The 12,922-nt window shown below is 50.5% G+C and carries 13 protein-coding genes; 3 read left to right on the top strand and 10 right to left on the bottom strand.

What is annotated here, in order from left to right; translation table 11 throughout:
* Positions 1-491 precede the first annotated feature (491 nt).
* The 8 genes from ACQY18_RS05005 to lpdA are packed head-to-tail and all read right to left on the bottom strand — an operon-like array spanning position 492 to position 7,550.
* Positions 492-872 carry an SEC-C metal-binding domain-containing protein gene (locus ACQY18_RS05005; protein ID WP_428039072.1) on the bottom strand — a complete coding sequence of 127 codons (381 nt, stop codon included), beginning with the start codon at positions 870-872 and terminating at the stop codon, positions 492-494.
* Between the two features lie 20 nt (positions 873-892).
* Positions 893-1,462: an AAA family ATPase gene (locus ACQY18_RS05000; RefSeq protein WP_176778231.1), complete on the bottom strand. Its 570-nt coding sequence runs from the start codon at positions 1,460-1,462 to the stop codon at positions 893-895.
* A gap of 8 nt (positions 1,463-1,470) precedes the next feature.
* On the bottom strand, positions 1,471-2,037 hold the full coding sequence (locus ACQY18_RS04995) for an AAA family ATPase (RefSeq protein WP_176778232.1): 567 nt from the start codon (positions 2,035-2,037) through the stop codon (positions 1,471-1,473).
* Positions 2,034-3,305, bottom strand: coding sequence for a peptidoglycan DD-metalloendopeptidase family protein (locus ACQY18_RS04990; RefSeq protein ID WP_428039071.1), 1,272 nt, complete (start codon positions 3,303-3,305; stop codon positions 2,034-2,036). Before ACQY18_RS04990 ends, ACQY18_RS04995 begins: the two co-directional genes overlap by 4 nt.
* 55 nt (positions 3,306-3,360) lie before the next feature.
* A complete protein-coding gene (locus tag ACQY18_RS04985) occupies positions 3,361-4,278 on the bottom strand; it encodes a phosphate acyltransferase (RefSeq protein ID WP_428039070.1) in 918 nt (305 codons plus the stop codon).
* A 28-nt stretch (positions 4,279-4,306) separates the two neighbouring features.
* On the bottom strand, positions 4,307-5,419 hold the full coding sequence (buk, locus tag ACQY18_RS04980) for a butyrate kinase (RefSeq protein WP_428039069.1): 1,113 nt from the start codon (positions 5,417-5,419) through the stop codon (positions 4,307-4,309).
* A gap of 56 nt (positions 5,420-5,475) precedes the next feature.
* Positions 5,476-6,189 carry an RNA methyltransferase gene (locus ACQY18_RS04975; protein WP_428039068.1) on the bottom strand — a complete coding sequence of 238 codons (714 nt, stop codon included), beginning with the start codon at positions 6,187-6,189 and terminating at the stop codon, positions 5,476-5,478.
* On the bottom strand, positions 6,180-7,550 hold the full coding sequence (gene lpdA, locus ACQY18_RS04970; RefSeq protein WP_428039067.1) for a dihydrolipoyl dehydrogenase: 1,371 nt from the start codon (positions 7,548-7,550) through the stop codon (positions 6,180-6,182). Before lpdA ends, ACQY18_RS04975 begins: the two co-directional genes overlap by 10 nt.
* Positions 7,551-7,638: 88 nt before the next feature.
* On the opposite strand from lpdA, the gene radC reads away from it, so the two are divergent.
* Positions 7,639-8,322, top strand: coding sequence for a RadC family protein (gene radC, locus ACQY18_RS04965; protein WP_428039066.1), 684 nt, complete (start codon positions 7,639-7,641; stop codon positions 8,320-8,322).
* Positions 8,322-9,608, top strand: a complete 1,287-nt coding sequence (locus tag ACQY18_RS04960) for a serine dehydratase subunit alpha family protein (protein ID WP_428039065.1) — start codon at positions 8,322-8,324, stop codon at positions 9,606-9,608. Before radC ends, ACQY18_RS04960 begins: the two co-directional genes overlap by 1 nt.
* Positions 9,609-9,692: 84 nt before the next feature.
* On the opposite strand, the gene ACQY18_RS04955 is transcribed toward ACQY18_RS04960, so the two are convergent.
* Together ACQY18_RS04955 and ACQY18_RS04950 are read right to left on the bottom strand one after the other, a co-directional pair.
* The gene (locus tag ACQY18_RS04955) at positions 9,693-10,943 is read right to left on the bottom strand and encodes a tetratricopeptide repeat protein (protein ID WP_428039064.1); all 1,251 of its coding nucleotides are present in this window, start codon (positions 10,941-10,943) and stop codon (positions 9,693-9,695) included.
* Positions 10,944-10,951: 8 nt separating this feature from the next.
* A complete protein-coding gene (locus ACQY18_RS04950) occupies positions 10,952-11,446 on the bottom strand; it encodes a YajQ family cyclic di-GMP-binding protein (protein WP_428039063.1) in 495 nt (164 codons plus the stop codon).
* 162 nt (positions 11,447-11,608) lie between these two features.
* Here ACQY18_RS04950 and ACQY18_RS04945 point away from each other — a divergent pair.
* Positions 11,609-12,922: MFS transporter (locus tag ACQY18_RS04945; RefSeq protein WP_428039062.1), on the top strand; the 1,314-nt coding region annotated here is incomplete at its 3' end.

Below are 12,922 nucleotides of genomic sequence, written 5' to 3'. Positions count from 1 at the left end.
GGAGTTGTAAAATGCCCGTATAAAAATAAATTTTATGGCTTCCCGGGGTGCTAGCCTTTTTGCCTTCTTTTTCTGCAATGAGAAAAAGAAGGGCAGGTTTGGGGCGCCGCCCCAAGAGTAAAAGGTTGTAAAACGCCTGGCTCAAAATAGGTTTGTCCTGCGGACGGCGGCTCCGGGGGCTAGCTTTTTGCAAAGGCGGCCTGCAAGGTGCGGCCCGCAGGGTCTTTTTTGCAATGAAAAAAGTAAGGCGGGTTTGGGGTGCAACCCCTAAAAATCGGCTTCAAAGGGGTGCATTAAATGGCAAACAGCAACGGCGAAAAACGACGGAAAAACAAAAACAGCAAAATGGAAAACAACAACGATAACAGCTAATAAGGAAGAAATAAAAAATTGTCATTCGTGGAATTAGTTGGCACAACAAAAAACACAAAATTAAAAATTACTTATTAAAAATAAAATCCCCGGGATTTTGAAATATCCCGGGGAGTAAATTATTTACCGGCACCGCAACATTTTTTGTATTTCTTGCCACTTCCGCAGGGGCACGGGTCGTTGCGGCCGATTTTGGGGCCTTCATGCACCACGGTTTGCACTTTGGGCACATCCCCTTGGTTTTTGAATTCCGCCTTGTGGGCTTCCATCCATTTTTTCATACTGCGGATGCTCTTAAAGTCCACACCGTCTTTTTCCATACGTTTGGCAATATCAATAAATTGCTTTTTAACGGCAGGGTCTTTTAATTTGCCTTTTAAGGCCGCCGGTAGAGAATCCAACTCTTTTTCCAGCCGTTCCTCTATGGACTTTTTCTTGCTTGTTTTACCGGCCGTTTCCGGCGCGGCGGTTTCTTCTTTTTTCTTAAACGGATTCCACATAAATATATAACTCCTTCCGATTATTTGGAAAGTAATTTTTCTACAAAATTTTTGATAATTTCCGCTTTTTCAAAATAATGTTTTTCACGCGGAACGACCAGGCGGTTGGGGTGTTTTTCCCAAATTTTTAATATTTTATCGTCAATTTCAAACGCCTGTTGGAGGTTTTCCGTGCGGACGTTGGTGGCCTGGTAAAAATCTTTTTCCGGCGGCGGGGAAAGGTGCAACACCGCATCATAGCGGGCCAGTTCCGCTTCCAAGGTGGTGTGCATAGCCTTAAAAAAGTCTTCCGGTCCTTTGGGCCAGTAAACGGCGCCGTCAATAGAGCCGCGGTCACAAATAATCAAGTCCGCGTCAGAGGTAGCTTCCGCCAGGTGTTCCAACTGGTGTACGGTGTAAAAAATAATGTTTTGCGCGTGTTCAATGTGCAGGGGGCTGTTATCTTTACGCGGGAACCCGCCGCTGTAAATCAGCGTGGCGGCTTCCTGCACCAGGGCAATTTTATTGCCAAAAGTTTCTTTTAATATGGAAAGCGCCGTGGTCTTGCCGCCGCTGGGGCCTCCGGTTAAAACGATTTTCTTTTTTTTCATAATAATCCCTATTTTTGAATTAATTTTTCCACAAAATTCTTAATAATTTCCGCTTTTTCAATAAAATGTTCTTTGCCGTCCACCACCAGGCGGTTGGGGTGATTTTCCCAAATTTTTAATATTTTCCGGTCAATGGCAAAGGCTTCGTCCAAACTTTCCGTGCGTACATGGGTAGATTGGTAAAACGCCGGATTGGTGGGCGGGGAAAGGTGTAAAACCGCATCATAGCGGGCCAGTTCCGCATCCAGCGTGGTGCCCATGTGCTTAAAAAAATCTTCCACCCCTTCCGGCCAGTAAACGGCCGCATCCACGGTGCCGCGGTCGCACACAATCAGCTCCGCGTCGGAAGATTCTTCCGCCAGGCTTTCCATTTGCCGGGTGGCAAAAAAGATAATCCGCTGGGCGGTGCGGACGTGTTCCGGGCTGCCGTCTTTACGCGGGAACCCGCCGCTGAAAATCATGGTGGCGGCTTCTTTTACCAGCTCCACCCGCGGCCCGAAGGTTTCTTTCAAAACGGAAAGAGCCGTTGTTTTGCCGCTGTTGGGGCCGCCGGTTAAGGCAATTTTTTTCTTCATGCTTTATCCTCGCTTTGGGGGGCCGCCGGCTCATTTGCCCGGGCGGCTTTCTCCAATTCCTGTAAATACAACGCCTTTAGCTCCTCAAAATCCTTGCGTTCTTCTTTGGAAACAGACCGCACGGCGTTATTGCGGTTCTTCATTTTAAGAAAGTCTACAAATTTATTTTTATGTTTGATGCGGAAATCCAAATGCGGGCCGGTGGAAAGGCCGGTAGAGCCCACATAACCCACCGTTTGCCCTTGGGTGACGCGCGCGCCTTTTTTAATGCCTTTACCGAAACTTTTTAAGTGTCCGTACGCGGTAAGATAGTCGTTGGCGTGTTTAATTTCCACATAGTTGCCAAATCCGCCTTTGCGGCCCACAAAAGCTACGGTGCCGTCGGCCACGGCATCCACCGGGGTACCGGCGGGGGCGGCGTAGTCTATGCCCAAATGCGGGCGGCGGATACGCAAAATGGGGTGCAAGCGCCCATAACTAAAGCGGGACGAAATCCGGTAGCTGCGGAAGCTGATGGGCGCTTTTAAGAACATTTTTTTGCTTACTTTGCCGGTTTCATCGTAAAATTCGCCGTTATAATAAAAAGCGTAGGTCAGGCCGTTTTGCCCTTTATAATAGGCGGCCAGTAAATCCTGGCTGGTAATGGTGCCGTCGGCGGTGTAGTTTTCTTCCCACAAGGCGGCGTATTTATCGCCGTTTTGGGTTTCCGAGTTAAAGTCTATGGTCCAGGAAAACGCATCCGTAAAATCCACAATAAGCGGCACGGTAAGCCCCTCTTGAAGCATGGAATTAAACAAAGAGCCTTTTATTTCTCCGGCGGTGGATTTGACGCGGGTTTTAATTTCCACATCACTTACCCCGGCTACCAGAGAGCCTGCCAAATTGGCTACATAATAATGCTTGAACCCCTGGTTGAGCAGCAACATATTAAACTGGCCGTCTTGCCCGGTAGAAATGGAATAAGTATCGCGCTTTTGCAGTTTGCGGGTATCGGCTACTTCGGCCAATTTGTTTACAATATCAAAAACTTCGCGGTTGGTTAAGCCGGCTTCTTGCAGGGCAACATAAATGGGTTTCTGCCGGATAGTAAATTCTTCCACGGCAATTTGTTTTTCCTGTAAATTGATATATTCCTGCTCGTTTTTTTGTTTGGTAATATGTATGGCTAAAAGGGTAGCAAGCGCAATCACGGCCAAAGTAAGCAAGTAAAACAGCAGGTCGTGATAGCGGCGGTAATGTTTGTTGATAAGGGTAAGAATTTTGTTCATCTTCTATACACATGGCGAAGGGCGGGGCTTATGCCCGCCCTTCACCGGGTTAGATTTATTTTTGGTCTTTTAAGTAAGAGCAAAGCGCAATGGCGTTGAGCTTTACTTTCGGGTCATCCGCGCGGGACGGCAAAATCACGGGGATTTTCGGCCCCACGAGTACGGCCGCGGCTTCCATATCCGCCCCGAAGAACGCCAAGGCTTTGTAGAGCGGGTTGGCGGCATCCAAGTCCGGCAATACCAAAATATCGGCATCTCCGGCTACTTTTTTGCCGGTAATGCCTTTTTCGGCGGCTCTTTCGGCAGACATAGAGATATAAAAATCGTACGGCCCTTCCACGGTGCAACCCGTAATTTTCCCTTCCGCGTTCATTTGGGCCAGTGCGGCGGCATCCACGGTGCTGGGGATTTTTTCGTTTACTTTTTCAACCGGGCAAACCACGGCCACTTTCGGTTCCGCCAAACCCAATTTGTGCATGGTGTTTACGGCGTTTTGCACAATTTTGGCTTTTTGTTCCAAGGTGGGTGCAATTACAACGGCGGAATCCGTGACGGCAAACGGTTTTTTGTATTTGGGCGTGCTGAAAAGCACAAAGTGGGAAAGAAGCGCGCCTTCCGGCACCAAGTGGGCTTCTTTATTCAAAATGGCTTTCATGTAGTATTTGGTATCTACCAAGCCTTTAATCAAAAAGTCCCCTTTGCCGGCCAAAATTTGGTCCACGGCCAATTTGCACATGGTGGGCACATCTTCGCAATCAATAAATTCAAATTTATCTTCCGGCAAACCGGCCTCTTTTACCATGGCTTTAACGGCAGTAATGGGGCCGATTAAAATACCGTGGGAAATCAGGCCGTTGTCGTCGGCCATTTTAATAGCGGCGAGGGCTTCTTTGTTGTTAGCGCCGGGAACTACCACCCGGTTGGACTTGCCTTTTACTTGGCTGATTAAGTCAGCGAAACTCTTAAATTTCATACTTTATTCTCCTTATTTTACAACTCAATCATACATAGCGTTTTACGCAGGAAGGGTCTTCCAGTGCGCGTTGGGCGGCTTCCCGCAGGGCAATTTTTTCTTCACTGCCCGGGAAAACATACAGCGGGGCCAACCAGCTGACGTATTCCCCTATTTTTTGCGGAATCACTTTGCTGTTCATCAGCCCGCCTGTCAGCGCTATAAAATCCACTTGCCCTTTTAACACAACGGCCATGGCGCCAATGTATTTGGCTATTTGGTACACCATGGCATCGCGGGCTTCTTCGGCCTGTTCCCGGGTGCAAAAAATCATAGAGCCGGGGCGCTTTACGCCGGTGCGGATAAATTCTTCCAAATCTTTTACGTCGGACGTGCCCGTATAGGCCACCAGGCCGCCTTTACCGCGCAGTTTTAATTTAATGTCGCGCTCCGTATACTTGCCGCTGAAGCACATTTGCACCAGGCCGGAAGACGGCACGCCGCCGCTTCGTTGCGGGGTCATGGGGCCGTCGCCCTCGTAGCCGTTGTTTACGTCAATCACGCGGCCTTTGCAGTGGGCTCCCACGGTAATCCCGCCCCCGCCGTGGCAAACAATGCAGTTGATTTCCGTATATTTTTTGCCTAATTTGTTGGCAATCATCCGGGCCACACGCTTTTGGCTGAGCGCGTGAAAAATGGAAATGCGCGGGTTTTCCGGCATGCCGGAATAGCGGGCTAAAGGTTGCATTTCGTCAATCACTACCGGGTTGGCAATAAAACTGGGGCAGTGGGCAATTTGGGCAATTTCATGCGCCAAAATGCCGCCTAAATTACTGGGGTGGATTCCCCCGTATCTGCCGGAGCTTAAATCGGCCAGCATTTGTTCGTTGACTTCGTACACGCCGCCGGAAACAGACTTAATAAACCCGCCGCGGCCGATAACGGCATTAATTTCTTCCAAGGGGATGTTGTGGTCTATCAGATAGTCTAAAATTAATTTTTTACGCAAAGGCAACTGTTCCAGCACGTTTTTGCCTTCGTACGGTTCCAGGTCGGTCATGGAGTAGCGCACCGTCACTTCAAAAACAGGCTCTTGGCCCCGGTAGTAGCCTATATCGTCAGAGGTAGACCCCGGATTAATCACCAAAATATTATAGTTCATGGGTGGCTTCTCCTTTCTTATATTTTAACAAAATATAATCCCCTTGGCTTGATTGGTTAGTGCAAACGCTGTTTTAATTTTTCTGCCAGGTTTTTTAATAAAAACAACGCGCTGCGGTCTAGATTTTGGCGCGATAAAACCTGCCGCACCAGCGCCTGACGGTGCAAGGCGGGCCAATCGGCTTTTAAGCCACTGGCCGTAAACAGCTCATCTAATGTTTGAACGGCTACTTCGCGCTGGGCATCGGTGGGATAAACCCCGGTTTTGGCGGCCCGCAACGGGCGTAAGCCGTGGCATTTGGCAATTTCATAACACACCAAAAGCACCGCTTGCGCTAAATTAATAGACGGCTGTTTAGCGGTGGTGGGGATGTTCAGCACCGCGTTGCACCGCGCAATATCTTCGCCGGACAGGCCGGATTTTTCGTTGCCGAAGACGAGTGCCGTGCGCCGCCCGGGCGCGCGTTGTAAAAAAGAATCCATTTGCGGCAGGAAAATAATTTCTTGCTCAATCACGCGGTTTCTTAATGCGGTGGAGGCTAACGAAAATTCCACATCTTGCAGGGCTTCGTCTAAAGTATCCACGCATTGGGCGTGCTGTAAAATGTCGTGCGCGCCCACCGCGCTGACGGCTTCGCGCCAGACCGGGGGGAACGGGTCCACCACGCGCAGTTGGCTAAAGCCAAAGTTGCCCATGGCCCGCGCGCAGGCCCCGATGTTATTCGGGTCCCGCGGGCGGACGAGTACAATAACAAACGGGTTTATTTCCACAGCGCTTCCCCCAAAAGTTCACTTACGGTGGGGTGTGCGAAAATAATTTCGCGCGCCGTTTCTACACTTAGCCCGGCCGTTAGCAGGGCGGCAATAATATGGATAATTTCCGTCGCGTTGGCCCCGCACAAATTGGCCCCCAATAAGCGGCCGGTTTGTTTGTCGGACAACAGCTCAAAATAGCCTTCCGTTTCGTCCTGCGTCTGGGCCCGCCCGCAAGCCAGTAAAAAGGCCCGCTGGGCTTTTACTTCTATGCCCTGTGCGGCCGCCTGCTGTTTGGTGAGCCCCACGCAGGCAATTTCCGGCCGGGTGTAAATGGCGGAGGGGACAAGCTCATTATGATATACGGCCGTTTGCCCGCAGGCGTTGGCGGCGGCTACTTCCCCTTGGCGGGTGGCGGCGTGCGCCAGCAGGCAAAGCCCGTTTACGTCACCCACCGCGTAAATGTTATCCTTTAATTGTAAGGTTTGGGGATTAACCTGCACGCCTTTGCGCGTCCACGGGATATTCAGCTTTTCCAGTCCTAGCCCGGTTAAATCCACCGTCCGGCCGATAGCGGCTAAAATTTCTTCACTTTCCAGTACGGTGCCGTCCGCCAGGGTCAGGCGCTTCACTCCGTTTTCCTGCGCTACACGGGTAGCGGTTTGCCCGGTAAACAGTTTAATGCCGCGTTTGGTAAAACTTTGCGTAAGAACGCGCGCCACGCCTTCATCCAGGGGCGGCAACAAGCGGGGTTGCATTTCCACGATATTGACCGCCACCCCAAAGCCGTTCATGAGTTCGGCCATTTCGCAACCGATAACGCCTCCCCCGATAATGGTAAGCGTTTTGGGCAGGCGGGGAATATCAAAAATGGTGGAATTATCCAGCAAAAACGCCTTGGCTGTATCAAAAGGAGGCGGGAAAAACGCTTGGGAGCCGGTGGCAATAATGCACGCATCAAAGGGCACTTCTTCCGTGCCGTCAGCCGTTTTTACCGTCAGGCGGTGTTCATCTTCAAAGGAAGCCTCCCCCGTCAGCACGCGCACTTTGCGCATTTTTAATAAGCCGGCAATCCCCTGTACTAATTTTTGGGTGGCGGCGCGTTGGCGGGCCTGTATTTTGGCCCAAGATAATTTGCCGGTTAAGTTTTGCGCGTCCGTTTGGGCGCCGTCTTCGCACAAGGCCGGCAGGCGGCGGGCCGTTTCAAAACGGTGGGCCGCATCTAATAAAGATTTAGACGGAATACATCCGCAATTTAAGCAGACCCCGCCTAATTTGTTTTTTTCAATCAGGGTCACTTCCGCACCCAGTGCGGCCGCTTTTAACGCCGCCGGGTATCCGCCGGGGCCTCCCCCGATAACTGCAATTTTTTTAACCATAACACTACCCCCTTTATCCGCCGGATTTATCGGGCGGAATTATACCTATTGTAGCATTAAAAACGGTATAATAAAAAACAGAGATATTATGCCAACAGACAAACCTTCCTATTTGGGGCACCGGGAACGTATCCGTGCCAAATTTGCCGCGAGCGGATTAGCGCCGCTGGCGGACCATGAAGTATTGGAACTGCTACTGACGTATGCCATCGCCCGGCGGGATACCAAACCGCTGGCCTGGGCGCTGATTAAGCAGTTCGGCTCTTTGGGGGAAGTATTGGATGCAGACCCCGCCGATTTGGCGGCTGTGAAAGGGGTGGGCAAGGGCACGGCCTCTTTCTTAAAACTGGTGCGGGCCCTGTTTACGCGGTATTCTTTAGAGGAACTGCGCCAGAGCGCAATTATCCGTTCCCCGGAGCAGGTGGTAAAGTATTGCAAAGCCTCTTTGGCCGGGCGGAGCGAGGAATGTTTGGAGCTGATTTATTTGTCCGTGCGTAATACGGTTATCCGCGCGGAAACGGTAGCCCTGGGGCTGATAGACCGCGTAAGTATCAGCCCGCGCAAAATTGTGGAATGTACTTTAGCCGCTAAAGCCTCGGCGGTTATTTTGGTGCATAATCATCCGTCCGGGGATGTCACGCCGTCTTTGGAGGACATCTTGCTCACGCAGGAAGTAGTAGAGGCGGCGCGCCTGTTGGGCATTAGTGTATACGACCATATTATTGTAGGCAGACAGGCTTATTACAGCTTAAAAGCGAACGGGAAAATATAATGAATCTATTAAAAGAAGTATTAAAACATCAAGTATATCCGGCCATGGGTTGTACGGAGCCGGTATCGGTGGCGCTCTGTGCGGCCTATGCCGCCAAAGCCTTGGGCGAAAAACCGCAAAACGCCGTATTTAAGTTGGATGCCGGCACCTATAAAAACGGTATGGGGGTGCGTATCCCCAATACAGACGGCGAAAAAGGCAACCTGTTGGCCGGGGCTATGGGTTTACTGATTGCCAAGCCGGAGCTGAATATGCAAGTGTTGAGTGGTGCTGACGCGGACATTTTGCGCCGCGCCAAAGAAATGGTAAAAGAGCGCCGGGTGTCGGCGGAAGTGGCCCGCGGCGTGCAAGGCTTTTGGGTGGAGTGTTTGCTCACCGGGGAGAACGGCGCCCAAGCGCGGTGTGTGATTTCCGGCAGTCATACGGAAGTGACCCACCTTTCCAAAAACGGAACCATACTGACGGAAAAGCAACAAACCGCGTGTGGGGTTCAGCCGGCCCAGTTTAAGCAGGCGTTAAAAGCGGCTACTTTGCAGGATTTACTGGCCGCCGCCCAAGCCGCCGACGCGCAAGATTTGGCCTACCTGAAAAAAGGGGTAGAAATGAACCTGAAAGCGGCCGAAATGGGCCAGGCTTTGCAAAAAGTGGGTTTTTACATTAAAGAATTGGTGCGCAAGGGCCTTTTGCAAATGGATTTAATTTCGTCCACCAAAATTTTAACGGCCTGTGCGGCCGATGCCCGCATGGACGGCCGCGCCGTGCCCGTTATGAGCAGCGGCGAATCCGGCAACCAAGGGGTAGTGACCATTTTAGTCCCTTGGAAAGTGGGTAAAGAAATGGGCGTAGACGAAAACACCATTTTACATAGTATTGCGCTTTCCCACCTGTTAAACGGTTATGTAAAAGTGTTCACCGGGGAACTGGCCCCCATTTGCGGCTGTGCGATTGCGGCGGGCGTAGGGGCCACGGCGGCGATTGTATACCAACAGCGCGGGGCAAATATCCCGGCGATTACGCTGGCCATTAATAACATCATCAGCGATATTGGCGGCATGCTGTGCGACGGTGCCAAAAGCGGTTGCGCCTTAAAAGTGGTCAGCTCTACCGATTCCGCCATCCGCTCCGCTTATATGGCCATTCACGATTACGGCATTACGGAAGTGGAAGGTTTTGTGGGCCGCACGGCCGAGGAAACTATCCAAAACTTGGGCAACATTTCCAGCGAAGGCATGAGCAAGGTAGACCCGATGATTGTGCATATTATGCAGGAAAAATCTTGCCGGTAATACGGTTTTAGTCAATCGGACAGATAAAAAAGCTCCCCGCGTTGTGCGGGGAGCCTTTTTGTTTAAGCGGGTGCTTAAAACGGCTTATTTTTCCAAACGGTCTAAACGGCTTTGGGCCTTTCCTGCGTAAGCGTCCGTCGGGTTGGAAATAATCAGCTTTTTATACATAGCGGCCGCTTGCGGGTTTTTGCCTTGTTTTTCGTAGCAGTAGCCCAGTTCAAACATAATTTCCGGCGCGCGTTGGTTCTGCGGATAAGCCAGCAGGATTTTTTCCAGCGTGACGGATTTTTGGCTCCGGTCTTTTAAGCGGCGGTCGGCCACGTTGGCGGCTTTTAACATGGTGGCAACGTATTTGCTTTCGTCCGCCTTAAATGTTTCGGCCGTTTGCAAAAGCATGGTGTAGGAGCTTTGGTAATCTTTCATTTTGGCGTACACGTCCGCTTTGCCTTGCATGGCCCCATAGGCGGCCGGTTGGCCGGCCAAATGTTCAATGGCTTTATTGTAGTAGGCAATAGCATTATCAAAATGCTTGTTGTTTTCTTCCATAATGCCTAAATGTTTATACACAACGCCTACTTCCACGGAGTCCGGGTAGCGTTTGAGAACTTCGTTATACATAGCCGTAGCGGTTTGCGTGTCTTTTAAGTCGTCCGCGTACACATCTGCCGCCATGCGCAAGCTGGCCGCGCGGAACTCCGTTTTGGGGTACAAGGCGGCTACTTTTTTGTACTGGGCGGCGGCCGCTAACGGGTTGGCGTTGCGGCGGTGCAAATCCCCCAGTAAAATTTCCAGTTTGTCATTTTGGGCGTATTCGGGTTCTTCGGCCAGGAAATTTTCAAATTCTTCCACGGTAGCCGCGTATAAATCCGGCGTTTTAATGCTGTAAAGCGCCCGCAAAAAGGCTTCCCGCTTTTGTTGCTCTTTATAACTAGCGGTATCGGCCGCGAGCAATTTTAAGGCTTGGCCTTTTTGGGTTTTGTCCAGTTCGTTCATCACGCTTTCCACCCGCGTACTTAACAGGGCGGAATCGTTGGCGGCCGGGAATAAATAATGCGCTTTAACCAGGGTAGACAAGGCTTGCGGATACTCCGTTGCGCGGGCGAATAAATCGGCCTGCAAGAGGAGCGCCTCTTTGGCTTGCGGCTCCTTGGCAAAGCGTTTTTGCCAGACGGTAAGCGCATCGGCCAATGCCGCCGCGTAGGCGCGGTCTTGGCGGCGGTTATCGGAAGTTAAGCGGGCTTGCGCCTGGTAAAACCGGAGCGCGTCTTCCGCTTCTTTAGCCCCGGCGCTGACGGCCAAAGCCAACAGTAAAACACTGAATAAAATTTTTTGCATAACTTCTCCTAGCGGTAGTTGGTAAATTGCAATTCTACGCCAAAATCCCCATTTTTAAGTAAAGCCATGGTGGCTTGCAATTCATCTTTGGATTTGGACGACACGCGCAACTGGTCCCCTTGGATAGAGGCGGACACTTTTAATTTGGCGTCTTTAATAGCGCGGGAAATTTCTTTGGCTTTATCCGTCGGAATGCCTTGCTGGATTTTAACGGTTTGTTTAGCGTTGCCGCCCAAGGCGGATTCAATTTTTTGGGGCTGCATATTTTTAAGCGGAATACCGCGTTTGGCAATGCGGGTAAAAATAATATCACGCAGGGTGTTTACCTTGTATTCGTCACTGGAGCCCAGGTGGAGTTCGTTATCCTTTTGGTTTAATTCAATGGTGGAATGGGTACCCTTAAAATCGTAGCGGTTGGTAATTTCTTTATTCGCCGCGGAAACGGCTTCCGAAATTACGTTTAGGTCTACTTTAGAAACAATATCAAAGCTATAATCTGCCATAAAAAGCGTTCTCCTTGCGTTCTGCGTTTTTTTGTTCCTATATTATATATTTTTTTGTACAATACAAGGGAAGCACCGCCGTACAAAATATTCGTAAAACTTATCTAAACGGAGGTTTCGCTGTGGGGCCCTACAGGCACCCTACACACGCGAAAGAGCCTTATGTACATCAAAACACGTCTTACTGTTATGAACTTTCTCCAGTATGCCGTCTGGGGCGCTTATTTGACTTCTATGGGCGCTTTTTTGGCAAACGTGGGGCTGGCGGAGAATATTGGTCTGTTCTTCGCTACGCAGGGGTTTGTTTCCCTGTTTATGCCGGCTGTTATCGGCATTGTGGCGGACCGGTGGATTGCCGCCGAAAAACTGCTGGGGATTTGCCACTTTTTAGCCGCCGTGTTTTTGGGTGCGGCCGCTTATATGGGCGCCCAACCGCAGGTAGCGTTTGCCCCGGTATATACTTTTTATACGCTTAGCGTGGCGTTTTATATGCCCACGATTGCGCTTTCCAACTCGGTGGCGTACTCGGTTTTGCGCCAGAACGGGGTGGATACGGTGTCGGCATTCCCTCCTATCCGCGTGTTCGGTACGGTGGGTTTTATTTGCGCCATGTTGACCTCCAACTTTACGGGTTTCCAAAATACCTATATGCAGTGGAATTTCTCCGCTATTTTAGGGCTTATTTTATCCGTATACTGCTTTACCCTGCCGCTTTGCCCCACCTGCGCGGAAAAAGCCAAATCCTTGGCGGAAGCGCTGGGCTTAAAAGCGTTTGCCTTGTTCAAAGAAAAGAAAATGGCGGTGTTTTTCATTTTCTCTATGCTGCTTGGGATGTCCTTGCAGATTACCAACGCCTATGCCAACCCGTTTATTAACGGATTTAACATGTTGGACGGTTTTTCCGGCTCTTGGGGGGCCAATAACGCCAACGCGCTGATTTCGCTTTCCCAAGTATCCGAAACCTTGTGTATTTTGCTGATTCCCTTTGCCTTAAAACGCTTTGGTATTAAAAAGGTAATGCTTATCAGCATGGGCGCGTGGGTATTGCGCTTTGGACTGTTTGGCCTGGGCAACCCCTCTACGGGTGTGGGGATTGCGTTACTCATTGTTTCTATGATTGTGTACGGGGTGGCGTTTGACTTCTTTAACGTGTCCGGCTCCTTGTATGTGGATAAAGAAACCGAGGCGTCTATCCGCTCCAGCGCGCAGGGCGTGTTTATGTTGATGACCAACGGCTTTGGGGCCATGATTGGTACATTGGGTGCCCAATGGGTCATTAACAAACTGGTCAACGTGCATATTGCCGATTATGCGGCCCAATACGGTGCGTTGGCGCAAGGGGCCACCTACCCGGCGGATTTTTCTGCCCTGATTGAAAAAGGGTGGTCTTGCTCGTGGTTTATTTTCTCCGGCTTTGCGTTGGTGGTAATGGTGCTGTTTGCCTTTATCTTCAAATATAAACACGAACCGGAAGCC

It is taken from the genome of Candidatus Avelusimicrobium faecicola (assembly GCA_900540405.1).
GTDB classification, from domain to species: Bacteria; Elusimicrobiota; Elusimicrobia; order Elusimicrobiales; family Elusimicrobiaceae; genus Avelusimicrobium; species Avelusimicrobium faecicola.
The sequence above is the reverse complement of the archived record's forward strand: the minus strand, read 5'-3'. Positions and strand labels throughout refer to the sequence as shown.

Excerpts from the sequence above, each read along its gene's own strand:
- ACQY18_RS05005 (WP_428039072.1), bottom strand. The coding sequence starts at position 872 with ATGTGGAATCCGTTTAAGAAAAAAGAAGAAACCGCCGCGCCGGAAACG.
- ACQY18_RS05000 (WP_176778231.1), bottom strand. The coding sequence starts at position 1,462 with ATGAAAAAAAAGAAAATCGTTTTAACCGGAGGCCCCAGCGGCGGCAAG.
- ACQY18_RS04995 (WP_176778232.1), bottom strand. The coding sequence starts at position 2,037 with ATGAAGAAAAAAATTGCCTTAACCGGCGGCCCCAACAGCGGCAAAACA.
- ACQY18_RS04990 (WP_428039071.1), bottom strand. The coding sequence starts at position 3,305 with ATGAACAAAATTCTTACCCTTATCAACAAACATTACCGCCGCTATCAC.
- ACQY18_RS04985 (WP_428039070.1), bottom strand. The coding sequence starts at position 4,278 with ATGAAATTTAAGAGTTTCGCTGACTTAATCAGCCAAGTAAAAGGCAAG.
- buk (WP_428039069.1), bottom strand. The coding sequence starts at position 5,419 with ATGAACTATAATATTTTGGTGATTAATCCGGGGTCTACCTCTGACGAT.
- lpdA (WP_428039067.1), bottom strand. The coding sequence starts at position 7,550 with ATGGTTAAAAAAATTGCAGTTATCGGGGGAGGCCCCGGCGGATACCCG.
- radC (WP_428039066.1), top strand. The coding sequence starts at position 7,639 with ATGCCAACAGACAAACCTTCCTATTTGGGGCACCGGGAACGTATCCGT.
- ACQY18_RS04960 (WP_428039065.1), top strand. The coding sequence starts at position 8,322 with ATGAATCTATTAAAAGAAGTATTAAAACATCAAGTATATCCGGCCATG.
- ACQY18_RS04955 (WP_428039064.1), bottom strand. The coding sequence starts at position 10,943 with ATGCAAAAAATTTTATTCAGTGTTTTACTGTTGGCTTTGGCCGTCAGC.
- ACQY18_RS04950 (WP_428039063.1), bottom strand. The coding sequence starts at position 11,446 with ATGGCAGATTATAGCTTTGATATTGTTTCTAAAGTAGACCTAAACGTA.